The 19,531-nt window shown below is 67.1% G+C and carries 18 protein-coding genes and 1 riboswitch; of the genes, 11 read left to right on the top strand and 7 right to left on the bottom strand.

Annotation, left to right across the window (positions count from 1 at the left end; translation table 11 throughout):
* Window positions 1–114 precede the first annotated feature (114 nt).
* The 4 genes from hflK to FQK05_RS03085 all read left to right on the top strand — a co-directional run bounded on the left by hflK (window position 115) and on the right by FQK05_RS03085 (window position 4,469).
* Window positions 115–1,296 (top strand): FtsH protease activity modulator HflK, encoded by a 1,182-nt coding sequence (gene hflK, locus FQK05_RS03100; protein WP_158964403.1) that lies wholly within the window; start codon window positions 115–117, stop codon window positions 1,294–1,296.
* The gene (gene hflC / locus FQK05_RS03095; RefSeq protein WP_158964402.1) at window positions 1,296–2,429 is read left to right on the top strand and encodes a protease modulator HflC; all 1,134 of its coding nucleotides are present in this window, start codon (window positions 1,296–1,298) and stop codon (window positions 2,427–2,429) included. Before hflK ends, hflC begins: the two co-directional genes overlap by 1 nt.
* A gap of 16 nt (window positions 2,430–2,445) precedes the next feature.
* Window positions 2,446–2,643: a DUF2065 family protein gene (locus tag FQK05_RS03090; protein WP_158964401.1), complete on the top strand. Its 198-nt coding sequence runs from the start codon at window positions 2,446–2,448 to the stop codon at window positions 2,641–2,643.
* 410 nt (window positions 2,644–3,053) lie between these two features.
* Window positions 3,054–4,469 carry a DegQ family serine endoprotease gene (locus FQK05_RS03085; protein WP_158964796.1) on the top strand — a complete coding sequence of 472 codons (1,416 nt, stop codon included), beginning with the start codon at window positions 3,054–3,056 and terminating at the stop codon, window positions 4,467–4,469.
* Between the two features lie 713 nt (window positions 4,470–5,182).
* On the opposite strand, the gene FQK05_RS03080 is transcribed toward FQK05_RS03085, so the two are convergent.
* From FQK05_RS03080 to FQK05_RS03070, 3 genes are all read right to left on the bottom strand, one after another.
* Window positions 5,183–5,857, bottom strand: coding sequence for a Crp/Fnr family transcriptional regulator (locus tag FQK05_RS03080; RefSeq protein WP_158964400.1), 675 nt, complete (start codon window positions 5,855–5,857; stop codon window positions 5,183–5,185).
* 118 nt (window positions 5,858–5,975) lie between these two features.
* Window positions 5,976–6,518: a peptidoglycan-binding domain-containing protein gene (locus FQK05_RS03075; protein WP_158964399.1), complete on the bottom strand. Its 543-nt coding sequence runs from the start codon at window positions 6,516–6,518 to the stop codon at window positions 5,976–5,978.
* 38 nt (window positions 6,519–6,556) lie between these two features.
* Entirely contained in the window at window positions 6,557–7,003 is a 447-nt protein-coding gene (locus tag FQK05_RS03070) for an OB-fold nucleic acid binding domain-containing protein (RefSeq protein WP_158964398.1), read from the bottom strand.
* Window positions 7,004–7,149: 146 nt separating this feature from the next.
* On the opposite strand from FQK05_RS03070, the gene FQK05_RS03065 reads away from it, so the two are divergent.
* Both FQK05_RS03065 and FQK05_RS03060 read left to right on the top strand, forming a co-directional pair.
* A complete protein-coding gene (locus FQK05_RS03065; RefSeq protein WP_158964397.1) occupies window positions 7,150–7,473 on the top strand; it encodes a 2Fe-2S iron-sulfur cluster-binding protein in 324 nt (107 codons plus the stop codon).
* A complete protein-coding gene (locus FQK05_RS03060; protein WP_158964396.1) occupies window positions 7,473–8,210 on the top strand; it encodes an FG-GAP repeat domain-containing protein in 738 nt (245 codons plus the stop codon). Before FQK05_RS03065 ends, FQK05_RS03060 begins: the two co-directional genes overlap by 1 nt.
* Window positions 8,211–8,436: 226 nt before the next feature.
* Here FQK05_RS03060 and FQK05_RS03055 read toward each other — a convergent pair whose 3' ends face one another.
* The gene (locus tag FQK05_RS03055) at window positions 8,437–10,143 is read right to left on the bottom strand and encodes an NAD(P)H-dependent oxidoreductase subunit E (RefSeq protein ID WP_158964395.1); all 1,707 of its coding nucleotides are present in this window, start codon (window positions 10,141–10,143) and stop codon (window positions 8,437–8,439) included.
* A 223-nt stretch (window positions 10,144–10,366) separates the two neighbouring features.
* On the opposite strand from FQK05_RS03055, the gene FQK05_RS03050 reads away from it, so the two are divergent.
* A complete protein-coding gene (locus FQK05_RS03050; RefSeq protein ID WP_407644482.1) occupies window positions 10,367–10,783 on the top strand; it encodes a hypothetical protein in 417 nt (138 codons plus the stop codon).
* A gap of 28 nt (window positions 10,784–10,811) precedes the next feature.
* Here FQK05_RS03050 and xseA read toward each other — a convergent pair whose 3' ends face one another.
* Window positions 10,812–12,365 (bottom strand): exodeoxyribonuclease VII large subunit, encoded by a 1,554-nt coding sequence (gene xseA, locus FQK05_RS03045; RefSeq protein ID WP_158964394.1) that lies wholly within the window; start codon window positions 12,363–12,365, stop codon window positions 10,812–10,814.
* 627 nt (window positions 12,366–12,992) lie between these two features.
* Between xseA and purD the strand changes: the two genes are divergently transcribed.
* The 4 genes from purD to FQK05_RS03025 all read left to right on the top strand — a co-directional run bounded on the left by purD (window position 12,993) and on the right by FQK05_RS03025 (window position 17,175).
* The gene (gene purD, locus FQK05_RS03040) at window positions 12,993–14,267 is read left to right on the top strand and encodes a phosphoribosylamine--glycine ligase (RefSeq protein WP_158964393.1); all 1,275 of its coding nucleotides are present in this window, start codon (window positions 12,993–12,995) and stop codon (window positions 14,265–14,267) included.
* A 97-nt stretch (window positions 14,268–14,364) separates the two neighbouring features.
* On the top strand, window positions 14,365–15,609 hold the full coding sequence (gene ftsY, locus FQK05_RS03035; RefSeq protein ID WP_158964392.1) for a signal recognition particle-docking protein FtsY: 1,245 nt from the start codon (window positions 14,365–14,367) through the stop codon (window positions 15,607–15,609).
* A 43-nt stretch (window positions 15,610–15,652) separates the two neighbouring features.
* Window positions 15,653–16,555, top strand: coding sequence for an EamA family transporter (locus tag FQK05_RS03030; protein ID WP_158964391.1), 903 nt, complete (start codon window positions 15,653–15,655; stop codon window positions 16,553–16,555).
* Between the two features lie 8 nt (window positions 16,556–16,563).
* The gene (locus tag FQK05_RS03025) at window positions 16,564–17,175 is read left to right on the top strand and encodes an inner membrane-spanning protein YciB (protein ID WP_158964390.1); all 612 of its coding nucleotides are present in this window, start codon (window positions 16,564–16,566) and stop codon (window positions 17,173–17,175) included.
* Window positions 17,176–17,428: 253 nt separating this feature from the next.
* Here the strand turns inward: FQK05_RS03025 and FQK05_RS03020 are convergent, their stop codons facing one another.
* Window positions 17,429–18,133 carry a glutathione S-transferase N-terminal domain-containing protein gene (locus FQK05_RS03020; protein ID WP_158964389.1) on the bottom strand — a complete coding sequence of 235 codons (705 nt, stop codon included), beginning with the start codon at window positions 18,131–18,133 and terminating at the stop codon, window positions 17,429–17,431.
* Window positions 18,134–18,163: 30 nt separating this feature from the next.
* A complete protein-coding gene (locus tag FQK05_RS03015; protein ID WP_233270337.1) occupies window positions 18,164–18,982 on the bottom strand; it encodes an alpha/beta hydrolase in 819 nt (272 codons plus the stop codon).
* A gap of 411 nt (window positions 18,983–19,393) precedes the next feature.
* Window positions 19,394–19,470: riboswitch (SAM riboswitch) on the top strand.
* Window positions 19,471–19,531 lie beyond the last annotated feature (61 nt).

Here is a 19,531-nt window from a genome sequence, read left to right as displayed (position 1 = left end):
CCGATGCGTCGCACCGGGGTTGAATTCTACGGTCTGCCGCACAGGTAGTAGACCAAACGAAAGCCGCAACGGACGACACGGACGACCACGGCGGCGAGCGGAGGAACGGAAAGCATGGCGGGCAACAGTGGCGGTCCCTGGGGCGGCGGAACGGGTGGCGGCGGTGGTCCGCGCGGCGGCGATGGCGGCGACCGCGGTCCGAACGGATCGAACAACGGTTCCGGCGGCAACGGCGGCCGGCGCGGCGACGACAAACCCCAGATCCCCGAGATCGAGGAACTGGTCCGCAAGGGCCAGGATCAGCTGCGCGTCCTGATGGGCGGCCGCGGCGGCGGGGGCGGCAACAAGTCCGGCGGCGATGGCAATGGCGGCGGCAACGGCCCCGTGGTCACTCGCGGCATGATCGTCATCGGCGTGCTCGCGGCCTTCGCCCTCTGGGTCTTTACCAGCGTCTACGTGGTCAACGACCGTGAACAGGCGGTCGAACTCTTCCTGGGCAAGTATTCGGGCGTCCGCGGATCCGGCCTGAACTTTGCCCCCTGGCCCCTGGTCACGGCCGAGGTCGTCTCGGTCACGCCGGAACGGACCGAGGAGATGGGCAAGGGTGCCGGCGGCGATAGCGGCCTGATGCTGACGGGCGACGCCAACGTGGTCGACATCGACTTCCAGGTGGTCTGGAACATCAAGAACGCGGCCGACTATCTTTTCAACCTGCGCGACCCCTCTGCCACGATCCGTGCCGTGTCTGAATCCGCCATGCGCGAGATCATCGCCCAGTCCGAACTGGCGCCGATCCTGAACCGCGACCGCGGTATCATTGCAGAACGGCTGAAGGAACTGATCCAGCAGACGCTGGACAGCTACAGTTCCGGCGTGAACATCGTGCGCGTCAACTTCGACCGGGCCGACCCGCCGGAGCCGGTGATCGACGCCTTCCGCGAAGTGCAGGCCGCTGCGCAGGAGCGTGACCGGCTGCAGAACGTGGCCGATGCCTATGCCAACAAGGTCCTGGCCGAAGCCCGCGGTCAAAGCGCCCAGCTTCTGGAAGAGGCCGAAGCCTATCGCGCGCAGGTGATCAACCTGGCCGAAGGTGAAGCCAGCCGCTTCCTGTCGGTGCTGCACGAATACGAAAAGGCCCCGGCGGTGACGCGCAAGCGTCTCTACCTCGAAACGATGGAACGGGTGATGGGTGACGTGAACAAGGTCATCATGGACAATCCGAACGGCGGGCAGGGGGTCGTCCCGTACCTTCCGCTGAACGAACTGACCCGCAACTCTCAGCAGGGGTCGAACTGATGCGCAAGTCCACCTTCATCATCCCCGCCATTGTCGTGATCGTCGTGGGCATCATGTCCTCGATCTTCATCGTCGAGGAACGCGAGCGGGCCCTGGTGCTTCAGTTCGGCCGCGTCGTCGCGGTCAAGGACGAACCCGGCCTGGCCTTCAAGATCCCGCTGATCCAGCAGGTCGTGACCTATGACGACCGGATCCTGTCGATCGACATGCAGCCGCTGGAGATCACGCCCTCCGATGATCGCCGTCTGGTGGTCGATGCCTTCGCGCGCTACCGCATCAACAACACCGAACAGTTCTATCGGGCTGTCGGTCCGGGCGGCATCCGCACCGCGGAAAGCCGTCTGGAAAACATCCTGAACGCGCAGACCCGCGAAGTTCTGGGCCGGGTGTCGTCCGACGACATCCTCAGTTCCGACCGGGCCGCGCTGATGAAGCAGATCCGCGACCGCGCGATCAGCCAGGCCAAGGACCTGGGCGTCGAGGTGGTGGACGTGCGCCTGAAGGCGACCGATCTGCCCGAAGCGAACCTGAAGGCGACCTTCGAACGGATGCGGGCGGAACGCGAACGCGAAGCCACCGACGAACGCGCCCGCGGTTCGGAAGCGGCGCAGCGTGTCCGTGCCCAGGCCGACCGGACCGTGGTGGAACTGGTGTCCGACTCGCAGCGTCAGTCCGACATCATCCGGGGCGAGGCCGATGCCCGCCGCAGCGCGATCTTCGCCGAAGCCTTCGGGCAGGATGCCGATTTCTTCGAGTTCTACCGCTCGCTCAGCGCCTACGAGCGTGCGCTGAAGGGCACGAATTCGTCGCTGGTCCTGTCGCCCGACAGCGAGTTCTTTACCTACCTGCGCTCGCCGCTGCGCCCGGGCGAGACGATGCCCGAAGCCATCGCCGATGCCGATGCCGCACCGACGGGCATCCAGTTCCAGGATACCTCGGACAGCGGTGCCGCCACCGGTGTCACGACCGAGCAGGATTCGGGCGTGAGCATCCGGCAGCAACCGGCGGACACGGGCACAGCCGCACCCGCCACGACCGCGCCGGCCGCCACGGCACCGGCCGGGACCGGCACGGCGGCGCCCGCCGATGCCGCCACGCCGGCACCCGCACCGGCCGCCTCAGGGTCGGACTAAGAGGGGGACCCGTGCCGTGGCCTGGCTTCTCCTGGGCCTCGGCCTGGTTCTGGTGATCGAGGGGCTGGTCTGGGTCATGGCGCCCGGGCTGGCCGAGCGCCTTCTGGAAATCATGCGCAGCCTGCCGGAATCCATGCGCCGGCAAAGCGGCCTTCTGGCCTGTGCGTTGGGCGTGGTGCTGATCTGGATGGCATGGCTTCTGGGCGGGTTCTGACCCGCCCTTTGCTTTTCCGGGGCAGGGCCTGTCCCGGGGTGGGCGAAACGATGCCCGAGTCGCGTCGGTCCGTTCACGTAAATGCGCACGCGCGGCCCCTGAACGAAACAATGTGACGAAAAATCGAATCAAAATCGTTCCGGAACCGGCGAAACCCTGCCCCAGAGGGCGGTTTCGTTACAAAGTCTCACAGTCCAGTCACTTTCGGTTAACCGTCTCGTGTCTTGCTTCTTCTGTGTCGCAAGTGTCACTAGAATGCACTCACTGATAGACGCCCTTGCCGGTCCAGTCCGGCCAACCGCGTCTGATGGCAGCCAACGAAAAGTCCACCAAGGAGAGCTCCATTGCAGCTACAGGCAATTCCCTTCCCGTCGTCCCGCCTGGACGGCAGCGCCGCCCGGGCAAGGGCGATGGTCCTGGGGGCGCTCACGCTTCTGTTCCTTGTCGCCCAGACCATGGTCGCGCAGGCCAAGCCCGAAAGCCTGGCGCCACTGGCCGAAAAGATCAGCCCGGCGGTCGTGAACATCACTACCACCACCATGGTCGAACGCCCGACGGCACCGCAGGGCATCGTCCCCGAAGGGTCCCCGTTCGAGGACCTGTTCCGCGATTTCCGTGACCGCAACGGCCCCGAAGGCCGCAAGCCGCGCAAGTCGTCGGCGCTGGGCTCGGGCTTCGTGATTTCCGAAGACGGCTATGTCGTGACCAACAACCACGTCATCGATGGCGCGGACGAGATCACCATCGAATTCTTCTCGGGCGAGGAGATGCCGGCGAAACTGGTGGGCACCGACCCCAAGACCGACATCGCGCTGCTGAAGGTCGAAAGCGATACGCCGCTGCCCTTCGTCAGCTTCGGCAATTCGGACCAGGCCCGCGTGGGCGACTGGGTCCTGGCCATGGGCAACCCGCTGGGACAGGGCTTCTCGGCCTCGGTCGGGATCGTTTCGGCCCGGAACCGTGCGTTGTCGGGCACCTACGACGATTACATTCAGACCGACGCTGCCATCAACCGCGGCAACTCGGGCGGTCCGCTGTTCAACATGGACGGTGACGTGATCGGCGTGAACACCGCGATCCTGTCGCCCAATGGCGGTTCGATCGGGATCGGCTTCTCGATGGCGTCGAACGTCGTGACCAAGGTCGTCGACCAGCTGCGTGAATTCGGCGAAACCCGCCGCGGCTGGCTGGGCGTCCGCATCCAGGACGTGACCGACGATGTGGCCGAGGCCATCGGTCTCGACAAGCCGGAAGGCGCGCTGATCACCGACGTGCCGGAAGGTCCGGCTCAGGAAGCCGGTCTGAAGTCGGGCGACGTGATCCTGGCCTTCGACGGCGTCGACGTGAAGGACACCCGCGAACTGGTCCGCGAAGTCGGCAGCGCCACCGTCGGCAAGACGGTCCGCGTGACGGTCTTCCGCGATGGCAAGACGCAGGAGTTCAAGGTCACCCTGGGCCGCCGCGAAGAGGCAGAGTCCGTGCCGGTCGCCATGCAGGGCGAAGAGGGCGGCTCGGACGAGCAGCTGGACGTGCTGGGCCTGTCGCTCCGCCCGCTGACCTCGCAGATGCGCGAAGAGATGAGCCTGCCGGACGATTCGACCGGTCTCGTGGTTCTGTCGGTCGACGAGGCCAGCCAGGCCTTCGACAAGGGCCTGCGCGCCGGTGACGTGATCACCGAAGCCGGCCAGCAGAAGGTCGAGACGCTGGACGGTCTGGAAGAGCGGATCACCGAAGCCAAGGATGCAGGCCGCAAGTCGATCCTGCTTCTGGTCCGCCGCGCCGGCGAGCCGCGCTTCGTCGCCCTGTCGCTGGAAGACGACGAGTAACGATCCGGACGGGCCCCGACACCGGGGCCCGCACATCGGACGAAAAAGACCCCCGTACCGTGCCGGTGCGGGGGTCTTCTTTTGGCTGCGCCCAGGAGCCCGGGAGGACTGGGACAGGCGCAGACCTTGCGGTGCGGGCCGGGAGGAGAGCAGCCCGCAAATGGGGTGGGAAGATCCGGGTTGCGGCTTTCTGGGGATGGGATGGGTGTGCCGCACCCGGATCTTCCTCGACAACCGGCTGTCATTGGGGGGACAATCCGGTCGTCGGTCCCGGCCCTGGGGATGGGGATTAGGGCCGGGAATTCCTGTTCTGTCCGGTCGGTCAGGACCCGTAAGAGCCCCGGGTCAGATGGTCCGCGGGGCGTAGGGCGGCGTCCAGCCCCGCAACTGACCCTGGTCCGCGATCCAGGCGGCCACGGTCCCGGCGGACCCGGGTTTTCGGGCGGCCGTTCCGAAGAGGGCGGCGCAGGTCACCGGGCTGTGTAGGCTAGGGGCCGTCATGGCGCGTCTCCGAATGTGTTCATCAATTCTTTTGCGGTATCTATCGTTCGTTCTTACAACCTGACCGACTTTGCGTCCCGTGAATGTGAACGGTTTCACAAAATGGGCGAATTTCTGCAGAGCTTTGCAAACAAATGCCAATCAATCGTTCATTAAGCTGACCGGGCGCCCGATCGCTGCACCGCGCGGTGAAATCGTGGCCGGCTGTCCCATCAGATGCGATCCGGCTCTGCCAGGGCTTCCAGCGCCGGCCGGTCGGCAATCGCAAGCCCGCCGCGGCTGACCTCGACCACGCCCAGCTTCCGCCATTCCGACAGGGTCTTCGACACCGCCTCGCGCGTGGCGCCGACGAATTCCGCCAGCTGCGACTGGCTGAGTTTCAGCGGCCGGTCAGGGTCGCCCTGTTCGGTCGTCAGCATCAGCACCTTGCGCGCCAGCCGTGCGGGCAGGGGCAGGAACACCTGTTCGCTGTACTGCTGGTTCATGGCCCGCATCCGCTGGCCGGCCAGCAGGATCATGTCGACCGCCAGATCCGGCGCCTTTCGGATTTCGGCCAGCACGTCGGCATTGCGTACCCGAAGCACCTTGCTGGGCGCGACCGCCGTCAGCGTCGCCGTGCGGACACCGGGATCGAACAGCGCGATCTCACCGAAAAGGCCTCCGGGCCAGACCATGGCCAGAACCAGCCTGCGTCCGTCCTGGCTGAGCACGCTGACTTCCAGCTGGCCCGACTGCACGGCATAGAAGGCGTCGCCCGTGTCTCCCTGCTGGAACAGGACCTCTTGCGGGGCAAGGGACACTTCTGTGGCCAATGCGTTCAGCATCGCTTTCAACTCCGCCGATGCCGCCGACAGAAAACCTGTCTGCGGAAGCACCCGTTTGGACATTCCCACTTCTCCCGGTCGTGCCCGGAACCGGCCCCCGGCCGGCCTGATGCGCGTCGCATCCGGGCCCGATCTCGTACCAGAATGAACTTATGGTGACGCATGGTCAATTACCGGTTTTTCATACCTTTCGGTCCACAGGCACGGTGACGAGGCCAAGATTCTGCGCCGCTTTCAAGGTCAGGACGTCCCAGTCCAGCCCGGTCGACCGCTGATAGGCCTGTACCGCGCTGCGGGTCATCGGCCCCATCGTGCCGTTGACCGGCCCGGAATACAGGCCCCGTGCCGTCAGCGCGCGCTGCAGGGTCTGGATCACCTCGGGCGTCAGCTGGTCGGGGCAGGGGACGGCGATGTCGCGGGTTTCGGCGGTCTGGACGATCTCTTCGCGGGACTCGGTCCGGTATTCGGCAGGCTGGGCCGGGCGGTTGCCGCGGGCGGGCCGTGCGGCGCGGACCAGTTTCTGTTCGGTGACGGTCTTCGTAACCTCGGGACGGCTGTAGGTGGCGGTGCAGGCGTCTGGCCCGTCGCCCTGGCCGTCGGTCTTGCCGGTCCCGGGAAGCAGGCTGCAGGCACCAAGGGCGGACAGCAGGACGGCAGCGGCAAGGGCGCAGAGCGCGCGCGCGCGCCTATTGCCTGCGGGCGCCGTCGCCTTGCGGCTGGTCATCCCCTGTCCCCGTCTGTCGCGTTGCATCCTGTGTCATCCTATCCCGGCGGCGGGTCCCTGGAACAGTCCCCGGCATCGGGACCTTCCGCCGCGTCCGGCGGGGCGACAAGGGTATCGAGCAGGGCGGACAGGTCTTCGACTTCGTCCGCCAGGATATGGGTCACCTCGTGCGCACGTTGCAGGCGCCCGGTGACACGCAGAAGGCGCCCGGCGATCACGGCGCGGCGAAAGCGTTCATAGACCGCGCGCCAGACGATGACGTTCACGACGCCGGTCTCGTCCTCCAGCGTGACGAAGATTACGCCCTTGGCGGTGCCGGGCCGCTGGCGCAGGATCACCAGCCCCGCCACCGTCAGCCGCGCGCCGTTGGGCGGCAGGTCCAGCATTGCCGCAGGCAGACAGGACGGCGGGCGCGGCCAGTCGCGGGGCCGGCCGCGCGGGCGGTCGTAGTCGGAACCGTAATCGGGGACAGGAGGCGTGGGCATGAGAACGAAAATAGAACATATGCCGTAAAAGTCGAGAGCGCGGCATCAAGCCCCGCATGGTCCGTGGTTCCTGCGTCAAACAGGGGGTGGAACGCTTCGGAATGGCCCGCTACACAGGCCAGCGAAGATTTCAGGAGCCTGCTGCAATGGCGAAGATCACCTATATCGAGCACAACGGAACCCCCCATGTCGTCGACGTTCCCAACGGTCTGACCGTGATGGAAGGTGCGCGCGACAACAACATCCCGGGGATCGAGGCGGATTGCGGCGGTGCCTGCGCCTGTTCGACCTGCCATGTCTACGTGGCGCCGGAATGGGTCGAGAAGCTCCCCGAGAAGGACGACATGGAAGCCGACATGCTGGACTTCGCGTTCGAGCCGGACCCGGTGCGGTCGCGTCTGACCTGCCAGCTGCGGGTCAGCGATGCGCTGGACGGTCTGGTCGTCCAGATGCCCGAAAAGCAGATCTGATGATCGCGGCGGCCGGGGGTTTTTCCCGGGCCGCATTCGGCGCTGCAATCTGGGCTGCGGTTCTGCTGGCCCTCTGCTTCCCTGCCGGGGCGGCAGCGGAGATCGTGGCTGCGTGCTATGTCCAGCCCACCACTCGCTACGATCACGGCGTCCTGGGGGATGCCGTGGAGTGGGGCGCGCTGGAGCTGGAGATCCGCGACGGCGATGCCCGGGCCCTCGTCACCTATGTTCTGCCCGATACCCGCGTTTTCGAGGATATCGCGCCGCGCCTGGCCGACGTGGACGGCGACGGCACGCCCGAAGTGATCGTCGTGGAAACCGACGTCGCCCGCGGCGCGCAACTGGCCATCTATGACGAGACGGGCAAGATCGCCGCGACCGATCCGATCGGGCGGCCACATCGCTGGCTGGCGCCGGCAGGCGCCGCGGACCTGGATGGCGACGGGCTGGTGGAGATCGCCTATGTCGACCGTCCGCACCTGGCGAAAGAGCTGAAGATCCTGCGCTTCCGCGATGGCGGGCTGACGCCTGTCGCCGCGGCCCCGGGTGTGACCAATCACCGGATCGGGGATGACTTCATTTCGGGCGGGGTCCGCACCTGCGGCGCCCGGCCGGACCTGGTGCTGCTGGATGGCAACTGGGACCGGGTGGTGGTCGTCGCGATGGAAGAGCGCCGCGTGACGGCCCATGCTGTCGGTCCCGCATCGCGCCTGCCCGCTGTCTTGGACTGTCGCTGAAGCCAGCGCCGCGGCGCCGACTCCGCGTCGGATCTCTCGCCCGGCCCCCGGGCGCAGGACCGGCTGAGGTGGGGTGCGATTCACACCCTGGGGACACCGGCCTGTCAGAAGGGGGCGCGAAGGCCCGGCAGCAGGGGCTGCAGCGCAGACCCTACAGCCAGAGACCGGAGGATCGGCGCTGTCACATCCATGCCGTCGGTTCGGCGATTGATCGCCGGACGTGCCCTCAGACCTCGTCCGGGAAATGGCGCATGGTCAGGCGGATCGGGTTCGGCGCAGCCTGGCCCAGACCGCATATCGAGGCATCGGCCATCGCGGTGCAAAGCTCCTCCAGCAGGGGCTGGTTCCATTTCGGCGCCTGCATCAGCTTCACCGCCTTTTCGCACCCCACCCGGCAGGGGGTACACTGGCCACAGCTTTCATCCTCGAAGAAGCGCAGCATGTTCAGCGCTGCGTCGCGCGCGCTGTCCAGATCCGACAGCACCACGACGGCGGCCGAGCCGATGAAGCTGTCATGCGGCTGCAACGTGTCGAAATCCAGCGGCACGTCGTCCAGCGAGGCCGGCAGCAGGCCCGAGGACGGCCCGCCCGGCTGGTAGGCCTTGAAGACGTGGCCCGGCGCCATACCGCCTGCGGCGTCGATTACCTGCAGGATGGTGGAGCCGGCGGGCAGAAGGTAAACGCCGGGTTTCGCCACCCGGCCCGAAACGGAATAGGACCGCAGGCCGGTCCGGCCGTTGACCTCGAACCCCGACAGGACTTCGGGGCCTTCACGGCAGATCCGGGCGATCCATTTCAGCGTCTCGACATTATGGACCAGCGTCGGCCGCCCGAAGACACCGACCTGGGCCACGAAGGGCGGGCGATGGCGGGGCAGGCCGCGCTTGCCCTCGATCGATTCGATCATCGCGCTTTCTTCGCCGCAGATATAGGCGCCGGCGCCGCGGCGCAGGTCGATATAGCCGGGCTGGACAATTCCTGCCGCCTCCAGCGCCGCGATCTCGACCTTCAGCAGCGCGTGGATCGCCGGGTATTCGTCGCGCAGGTAGATGAAGCAGGTCTGCGCCTCGACCGCCCAGGCGGCGATCAGCATGCCTTCCAGGAACAGGTGCGGCTGGCGTTCCAGGTAATGGCGGTCCTTGAAGGTGCCGGGCTCGCCCTCGTCTCCGTTCACGGCCAGGTATCGCGGGCCCGGATTGGCCCGGACGAAGCCCCACTTCTTGCCAGACGGAAAGCCCGCACCGCCCAGCCCGCGCAGGCCCGCGCTCAGGACCTGGTCCTGCACGTGTTCCCAGTCGCCGTTTTCGCGCAGCTCCAGCAGCCGGTCATAGCCACCATCGGCGCGGTAGGCATCAAGGCCTTCATAGTCGGGCACGGTCGGGTGGGTGTGATCGTCGGCGATGGCCTGTTCGACCTTTTCCACGGTTGCGTGGTCGATGTGGTGATGGCCCAGTTCCAGCACCGGCGCCGTGTCGCAGCGGCCCATGCATGGCGCGCGCAGGACGCGGACCTGCGAAGGATCCATCCCGTCTTCCAGCGCCTCCAGCAGCGTCTCGGCGCCCGCCAGCGCGCAGCTGAGGCTGTCGCAGACCCGGATCGTCAGGGCGGGGGGCGGGATCTCGCCTTCCTTCACCACATCGAAATGGGCGTAGAAGCTGGCGACTTCATAGACTTCGGCCATGGACAGGCGCATTTCCTCGGCCAGAGCGCGCAGATGGGCGGCCGACAGGTGGCCATATGCATCCTGGATCAGGTGCAGGAACTCGATCAGCAGGTCGCGGCGGCGGGGCGCATCGCCCAAAAGCGCCTTCACCCGGTCCCAGGCGGCGTCGTCCACCTGGCGGCCCTTGGGCGTGCGCCGGCCCTTGCCACGGCCGGATTTCCAGACCCCCTTGCCACTGTCCCTGGGCGACTGATGCTCGTCGAGCGCCATGGGCCCCTCCCTCTCCTGCGCATGTACCGGCCCTTGTACCCGGAACCGGGACCGGACTGCAGGGCAAAAAACGACCATCCCCGCCGGCTTTGCGGGCAGGCAGGGGCGACAAGGCGCGCGGGAGGCCGCCTTTGGCGGCAACGGGCTGCCGATCTCCTGAGCGCAGGGCCGTTGCGACACGGGCCGCAGTGGCACGGGAACAGACGATCTGCCATGGTTGCGCATGGACTTTCGCACCCTGATTCCCGCGCTCGCCCTGACGGTGGCGGCGACCCTGACGACCGGCGCCGTTTCGGCGGCCGAACCCATGTCGGCCGACCAGTTCGACGCCTATACCCGCGGCAAGACCCTGTTCTATGCCCAGAACGGCACGGCCTATGGCGCCGAACGCTATATGGACGGGCGCAAGGTGATCTGGTCCTTCCTGGACGGCGACTGCAAGTACGGCGAATGGTACGAGACCGGCGGCCAGATCTGCTTCGTCTACGAGGATCGCCTGGACCCGCAATGCTGGACCTTCCGCGAAGGTCCCGGCGGCCTGATCGCGAGGTTCGAGGACAATCCCCAGTCGACCGAGCTTTACGAGGCGCAGGACACCGGGAACCAGATGCAGTGCAAGGGCCCGCAGGTCGGCGTCTGATCAGGCCAGCCCGATCAGGACAGCCCGATCAGAACAGCGACCCCTGTTCCGGTTCCGGCTTCGGTGGCGTCTTCTTTGCGGGCCTGTCGCCCTGCGGCGCCACGGTCAGGCGGCCATCGCGGAATTCGACCTCCAGCAAGGTTTCCTTGGCGGCATCGGCGCGGGTGGTCATGACCTCTGCCCCGCTGCGCACCACGGCATAGCCGCGTTCCAGCGTTGCCTTGTAGCTTAGCGTTTCGTGCATCCGGTCGGCGGCCGCCAGGCGCTTGCGCAGCATGTCGATCTGCGCCGTGCCGGCGCGCGACAGGCGGGCGGACAGCGCATCCAGCTTCTGGGTGCCGTCCTTAACCTCGCGCTGCAGGGCCCGGGGCGATAGCCGCGCGGCGCGGGCATCGAATCGTTCGCGGCGCAGGCGGACGGACCGGGCCAGCGCCGGGTCCAGCCCGGCCGCAGCCTGCCGCAGGGACCGTTTCTCGGCCGCGACCAGACGGGTCAGCATCGACGGGCGCAGGCCGCCCGACAGGTTCGACAGGTCCAGCCTGCGCCGCTGCACGAACCGTTCCAGCGCCACCTGCAACCCGTCGCCAGCGCGGTCCAGCCGCTGGCGCGGCGTGTCGAGCAGGCTGTCGGCCCGGGGCAGGGCGCGCGACAGGTCTTCCATCCGTTGCCGTTGCAGGCCAGCACCGCGGGTCACCGCCCGGGTCAGGCGCGCGCCTTGCGCATCGACGGTCGCGATCAGCTCCAGCCGGACCGGCACGGCCAGTTCGGCCGCGGCGGTGGGCGTCGGTGCCCGCAGGTCCGACGCGTGGTCGATCAGGGTCGTGTCCGTCTCGTGCCCCACGGCCGAGATCAGGGGGATCCTCGACCCGGCGGCGGCGCGGACCACGGCTTCCTCGTTGAAGCCCCACAGGTCCTCGACCGATCCGCCGCCGCGGGCGACGATGATCAGGTCGGGCCGGGGCAGGGCGCCGCCGGGCGTCAGGCGGTTGAAGCCCTCGATCGCCCGGGCGACCTCGGGCGCGCAATTGGCGCCCTGGACGGCCACCGGCCAGATCAGCACCTTGCGGGGAAAGCGTTCGCGCAGGCGGTGCAGGATGTCCCGGATCACCGCGCCCGACGGCGAGGTGACGACGCCGATGATTTCCGGCAGGAACGGGATCGGCTGCTTGCGGTCCGGATCGAAAAGTCCCTCGGCCGCCAGCGTCTTGCGGCGTTTTTCCAGCAACGCCATCAGCGCGCCCTGGCCTGCGACGGCAACCTCGTCCACGTTCATGTTGTACTTGGACTGCGCGCCATAGGCGGTCAGGCGGCCGGTGACCACGACCTCCAGCCCTTCCTCGGGCACGACGGAAAGCTGGCTGACCTGACCCTTCCACGTGGTGCAGGAAAGGACGTTCCGGTCGTCCTTGATGTCGTAATACAGATGCCCCGACCGCGCCTTGAAGACACGCCCGACCTCGCCCTTCACGCGGATCCGGCCGAACTGGTCCTCCAGCGTGCGCTTGATCGCGCCCGACACTTCCGAGACGGAGAATTCCGGAAGGTTCTGCCCCGGGGTGGGATCGTCGATCAGGTCGTTCATCGGGTCATCCTGAAGGCCATGGGTTCCACAGTCCTAACGGACCCTGCGGCCGGACGAAAGCCGGGGCAGGGGGCCGAATTGTCTGGGCCGCGGATCGGACGGTGTCCCGGGGCCGTGCCTGCCATGCCGCCGGGCGATCGAGGGCAGGGCACGGGATCCGAAACGGCCGTCCCGACATCTTCGCAGATGCAAACGGGCGATACCGAGGAGCGACCGTTCAGCAGCAGTGCGAGGCCGAGGGCTTCCGGGGTGCTCAGGACCGGCGTGCAGGTGTCGCCAGCGGCTCGGGCCCTGTCGTCGCCCGGCAGGATCGTGACGGCGAGCCCTGTGACAGTCCCGATGAGAGCGGGTCCGCAGCTGGGGCGCGAAATCAACTGTCGGGCCGCATTCCCTGCGCTTGCAATCTGAACCACCCGCCAAACCGGGGTCCGCTGCCGGGCACGACCGGTATGGCACCCGGCAGGTTGCCGGTGCCTCGGGATGGGGACGCATATCGGCCGAACGGGCCCGGGACGGCGATGACGATCTGCGTCGCGGGACCCGGTGGGGGCGGTCCGGTCTTGCCGGCCCCGGGCGCCCGTCCTAGAAGGCGCTGGATCAACGACAGGACAGCAGGGACGCGGGCGCATGAACATTCTGATCCTCGGCAGCGGCGGGCGCGAACATGCGCTGGCCTGGGCAGTGCTTCAGAACCCGAAATGCGACAAGCTGATCGTGGCGCCGGGCAATGCGGGGATCGCCCAGATCGCGACCTGCGCCAGCGTCGATATCATGAACGGCGGCGCCGTCGTGGCCTTTGCCGAAGAGAACTCCATCGACTTCGTCATCGTCGGGCCCGAGGCACCGCTGGCCGCCGGTGTGGCAGACCGCCTGCGCGATGCCGGCATCCGGGTCTTCGGCCCCTCGGCCGAGGCGGCCCGGCTGGAGGCATCGAAGGGCTTTACCAAGGAAGTCTGCGACGCCGCCGGTGCCCCCACCGCCGCCTGGGCCCGCTTTTCCGAGGCGGAACCGGCCAGGGCCTATATCCGCGAGCATGGCGCGCCCATCGTGGTCAAGGCCGACGGTCTCGCCGCGGGCAAGGGCGTGGTCGTGGCCATGGACGAGGCCACCGCGCTCGAGGCCATCGACGACATGTTCGGCGGCCAGTTCGGCGACGCCGGCGCCGAGGTGGTGATCGAGGAATTCATGGATGGCGAGGAAGCGTCGTTCTTCGTTCTCTGCGATGGTGAAACGGTGTTGCCGGTTGGTACGGCCCAGGACCACAAGCGCGTGGGCGAGGGCGATACCGGCCCGAACACCGGCGGCATGGGCGCCTATTCCCCGGCGCCCGTGATGACGGATGCAGTGACCGACAAGGTGCTGGACCGGATTGTCCGCCCTACGATGACCGAGATGTCGCGCCGCGCCGCGCCCTTCCAGGGCGTCCTCTTCGTGGGCCTGATGATCAAGGACGGCCAGCCCCGGCTGGTCGAATACAATGTCCGCTTCGGCGACCCGGAATGCCAGGTGCTGATGATGCGCCTTGGCGCGCAGGTGCTGGACCTGCTTCTGGCCGCCGCCACCGGCCGGCTGGCCGAGATGCAGGTGAACTGGGCTGACGATCACGCGATGACGGTGGTCATGGCGGCCGAAGGCTATCCCGGCGACTACGTCAAGGGCACGGCGATCAACGGTCTGGACGACATGCTGGAGACCAGCTTCGAGATGTGTTTCCACGCCGGTACTTCCGGTACCGCCGGGGCCTACAAGGCGGCCGGCGGGCGGGTGCTGAACCTGACCGCCCGGGGCGCGACGTTGCAGGAGGCGCGCGACCGGGCCTATGCGCTGGTCGACCGGGTGGACTGGCCAGAAGGCTTCTGCCGCCGCGACATCGGCTGGCGTGCGCTGGGGCAGCAGGACTGACCTCGGGCGCGATCCCTGCGGGACTGTTGCCCGCCTGACCTTTCCAATCCGGCAAAACCGCATTAGGTGAGGAGGCGTGCCGCGCGAAAGGAGCCCCATGTCGTTCTTTGGCAAACTCAGGGACCGCATGTTCAAGTCGTCCTCCAAGCTGGACGACGGGCTGAAGTCCATCGTGGCCGACGGCGGCGAAGAGGATGCGGTCGAGGCGGAAGCACCCACCACGGCCCCCGAACCGATCCCTGCACCGGCCCCTGCGCCCGCACCGGCCCCGGATCTGACACCGGCCCCGGATCCTGTGCCCGATCTGGTTCCGCAGCCGGCTCCCGCGCCGAAACCCGCACCAACGCCTGCACCCGCGCCCCAACCGGCTCCGACCCCGCGGGCCGCTCCCAAACCGGTCCCGATCCCAGTCCCGGAACCTGCGCCGGGACCCGCCCCTGCAAAGCCGCAAGGTGTCATGGGCCGCCTTTTCGGCCGGACCGAGGTCGCCGTGCCCCGCCGCGTGCTGGACGACGACATGCTGGAACAGCTGGAGGAGCTGCTGATCCAGTCCGACATGGGCGTCGACACGGCCCTGAGGGTCACCGCCAACATGGCCGAAGGCCGGTTCGGCAAGCGCCTGTCGGTCGACGAGATCAAGGAACTTCTGGCGGCCGAGGTCGCGCGGATCATGGAACCCGTGGCCCGTCCTCTGCCGATCTATCCCAAGCGCCCGCAGGTGGTGCTGGTCGTGGGCGTGAACGGGTCGGGCAAGACCACGACCATCGGCAAGCTGGCGTCCCAGTTCAAGGCGGCGGGCAAGTCGGTGGTGATTGCTGCCGGCGACACCTTCCGCGCAGCGGCCGTCGAACAACTTCAGGTCTGGGGCGACCGGGCCGGTGTGCCGGTCCTGACCGCGCCCGAAGGGTCCGACCCCGCCAGCCTGGCTTTCGACGCCATGACCAAGGCCGAGGCGGATGGCGCCGACCTTCTTCTGATCGACACGGCCGGGCGGCTTCAGAACCGCCAGGACCTGATGGAGGAACTGGCCAAGATCGTCCGCGTCATCCGCAAGAAGGACCCGTCCGCGCCCCACAACACGATCCTGGTGCTGGACGCCACCACCGGCCAGAACGCGCTGAGCCAGGTGGAAATCTTCCGCAAGATCTCCGACGTCTCCGGCCTGGTGATGACCAAGCTCGACGGCACGGCTCGGGGCGGGGTGCTGGTGGCGCTGGCCGACAAGTTCGGCCTGCCGATTCACGCCATCGGCGTGGGCGAACAGATCGACGACCTGGCGCCTTTCGACCCCGAGGATTTCGCCAATGCCCTGACCGGCCTGTCCGGCGGACCCGGAAGATGAAAGCGGGGATCGCCGCGCGCAGGCCCGGGGGAGTCGCCGACAGTTGAGCGCCGACATCCTCGCGCTGGCCGGCACCGAAGCCGGCCACGACATCGCCCTGGTGCTGGCCCTGACGGCGGCCCTGCTGCACGCGGTCTTTGGCGCGCTGCAGAAGGGACGGCACGACCCCTGGCTGTCCCGGGGCGCAATCGACTTTTCCTATTGCGTGATGGCCGCGCCCTTCGCGCTTTTCGTCGTGCCCTGGCCCGCGCCCGACATGTGGCCGATCTTCGCGATCGTCGTGGGCATCCACATCGTCTACAAGATCCTGCAGGGGCTGGCCTATGTCGCCGGCGACTATACCGTCGTCTACCCGGTCGTCCGGGGCCTTGGGCCGCTCTTCACCGTGATCGGGTCCTTTTTCGTCTTCGGTGAAATCTTCACGCCCTTGCAGTGGCTGGGCGTCGCCGTGCTCTTGTCGGGGATCTTCGGGCTGGCGATCTACAACATGATCTTCCTCGATTCCAACCGCGAGAAGCTGCCCCTGGCGCTGACCTTCGCTGTGGCGACGGGCCTGTTCGTGGCTCTCTATACCACTATCGACGCCTATGGCATCCGCGCGGCGGAAAACCCGTTCACGTTCCTTGCGTGGTTCTTCATGTTCGACGGCATGACCATGCCCTTCTATGCCTACTGGCACTGGCGTCGTATGGAAAACCGCCCAACGCCCGGCCCCCTGATGCTGCGCGGCGTGATCGGCGGGCTGGTGGCCTTCGGCAGCTTCGGGTCGATCATGCTGGCCACACGCCTCGACAAGGTGGGCGAGGCGGCGGTCCTGCGCGAAACCTCGACTGTCTTCGCGGCCGCCATAGGTTACTTCTTCCTGAAGGAAACGGTCGGCCCGCGCCGCCTGACCCTGATGGCCCTGATCGCGCTGGGTGCCGTGATCGTGGAATTCGGCAGCTAGGAGATCGCATGTCCGACCCCAAGACAATCAACCCGCTTCTGAAGCAGGTGCTGGAACTGGGCCCGACCGTGGCCTTCTTCCTGATCTACCTGAGGCTTCGCGACCAAAGCTTCATGCTGGGCACGACGGAATACTCCGGCTTCATCGTCTCGACCGTTCTTTTCGTGCCGATCCTGCTGGCGGCGATGGGGGTGCTCTACGTCCTGTCGGGCAAGCTTTCGCGGATCCAGATCTTCACGGCGGTCATGGTGATCTTCTTCGGCGCGCTGACCGCCTGGTTCAACGACGAACGCTTCTTCAAGATGAAGACGACGCTGGTCTACGGCACCTTCGCGATCCTTCTCGGGATCGGCCTTCTGCAGGGCAAGTCCTATCTGGCCTATGTCATGTCGGAAATGCTGCCGATGGAGGACGAGGGCTGGATGATCCTGACCCGCCGCCTGTGCCTGGCCTTCACGATCCTGGCAGCCGCCAACGAATTCGTCTGGCGCACCATGTCGACCGACGCCTGGGTCAAGATCGAAACCTTCGGCTTCCCCCTGGCCCTGGTGGCCTTCCTCTGGATCCAGATCCTGTCGATGCAGAAATACCTGATCGAGGACCCCGAGGAAAAATCCTGAGGATCCGCCCCGGACTTCTTTGATCTTTAAATACCCTCGGGGGGCCCGGAACGGGCGGGGGCAGAGCCCCCTCCACGGTCGGTGCAGGACCATCGATCCAGGTCTGGTGCGTCAGATTACGTGCTGTGGCAGAGGTCGGGGGCGCTGCCCCCGCCGCCCTGCGGGCGACTCCCCCGAGGGTATTTAAAGATCAAAGAAGTCCGGGGCGCGCGCCTGTGCCATCCGTAGGGTGCGTGGTTTCCACGCACCGCCGCTACCGCTTGAACAGCAGGTCCTGCGCTGCCTTGCCGCCCTTCAACGCATCGTGGCGCCGTTCTGCGGCGAGACCTCGGCCGGCCTGTACCGCAGGGCGTGCGCGGATCGTGTCGAGCCACCGCGCCAGGTTGGGCTTGTCGTCCAGCGTCTGCTCCTGCCGCTTCCACAGGCTCGCCCAGGGCCAGATCGCCATGTCGGCCACGGAATAGAAGTCGCCCGCCACGAACTCCGTCTTCGCGAGCTTGCGGTCCAACACGCCGTAAAGCCGCGCCACCTCGGCCCGGTAGCGGTCCTTGGGATAGGGGAGGTCGTGCGGCGGTTCCAGGTTCGGGGCATACATCAGGAAGTGATGAAGCTGCCCGGCCATCGGCCCCAGCCCGCCCATCTGCCACATGACCCATTCCTGCACGGCGACCTGTTCGCGTTCCGTCGTGCCGCCGAACATCCCCGTCTTCCGGGCAAGGTAGAGCAGGATCGCCCCGGATTCGAAGACCGAGATCGGTGCGCCGTCCGGGCCTTCGGGATCGACGATGGCGGGCATCCGGTTGTTGGGTGCGATCTCCAGGAACTCCGGCTGGAACTGGTCGCCCTGGCCGATGTTGATCAGGTAGGTCTCGTAGGGCAGACCCATCTCCTCCAGCGCGATAGAGATTTTCCAGCCGTTCGGCGTGGGCCAATAATAGAGCGCGATCGGTGCGGTCATGTCGTCTTTCCCCTCGTCAACCGGGGACGACTATGACGCCTCGATCCCGGACGGCAAGGGGCGGGGCAGGGACGGCAGGGACATCAGACGCGACCAGCGCTTTTCCGGGCTTTCCGGCAGGCCGCGGCGCAAGCGGTCCAGCGTGAAAATCCCCGGCTGGCGGATCAGACGCTCGTAGAAGCGCAGGACGCCCGGGCGGGTATAGGAAGACCAGTGGCAGATCCGCCGCGCACTGCCGCCGACAGGACAGTCCAGACGTTCCAGATGTGCCAGGGTCCGGGAACAATCCAGCTGCAGCGTCAGCAGGTTGGGCAGGTCCAGGCCCTGGCCGATGGCCCGGTCTCCGGCTGCGGGCGGCGCGATCAGACGTTCATAGAGGAAATCGAAGGCATCGTTTTCGCGGCTGGTGATGTTGACGAATTCCGCGCGGCGGCCGGCGGGCGTGGCCAGCGCCCCGGCCACCCGGCTTTGATAGCAGGCGCCGGTCAGGGACAGGATTCGGCCGATCGCGCCGGGCGGCAGATGATGCAGCGCTTCCAGTGCCAGTTCGGTCCCCATGGAATGGGCCACCAAGTGGACCGGCCGCCCCGGGGCAGCGGTGTGCAAGCGCCCGATTACCTGCGCCAGCGCGCGGCCCGCGCGGCGCGCCTGCCGCTCCGCGGTCCAGAGCGCCCCGCGCGCGTCCCATCCGAAGGCTATGGCCAGGCCTTCACCGGGAAGACCCGCCCCGAAGCCCAGCTGCCGCGGCCAGCTGGGCGTGCCGGTGCCGACCTGCGGGGCAGGGGACAGGATCCCCAGATGGGGGCAGTGATGGGGATGGCCGGGCAGGTACTTGTAGCCGTGGATCATCACCACGACCGGACCGTCGGCATCCGCATATCGGTCCAGAACGGGCCCGGCTGCCTGGCCCGAACCATGAAGTACGGGGTCTTCCCCGCAGGCATTTATCCGGAGTAAAGGCATGTCCGCCCTGCCCGTTCGTGGATGCCGGTGCTATGGGGCAGGCTTATGAAATCGTGGTGAAAGATCGATTACACGACCGTGACGTTGCGCGGTTAACGCATCCTGAACCCACAAGACGCGGTGGGCAAGGCGCTTAGGAATCACGCACCCCACGGATACCATTTTGCGTGCGGCCGCTGGCTTCTTCGGTCTTCAAATACCCTCGGGGGGCCCGGCACGGGCGGGGGCAGAGCCCCCTCGGCAGCGATGCGTAAAATCCGGCCCACCGGATTGACGCACCACCCTGGGTCGCTGTAGGACATTTCGTGTGGCGATTTGTTACCGGATTGCGGGCCACGTTAAACATCCCGCTAAAAGGTCAGACGAAAGCCCTCTTTCGCTTGACCGCGTCGGGGGCTTTTTGTTTGCGCCCTTGCAGGGCCTGAAAGGAACACC

It is taken from the genome of Chachezhania sediminis, assembly GCF_009765275.1.
In the GTDB taxonomy this organism is placed as follows: domain Bacteria; phylum Pseudomonadota; class Alphaproteobacteria; order Rhodobacterales; family Rhodobacteraceae; genus Chachezhania; species Chachezhania sediminis.
This window is presented reverse-complemented; position numbering and strand designations above follow the sequence as displayed.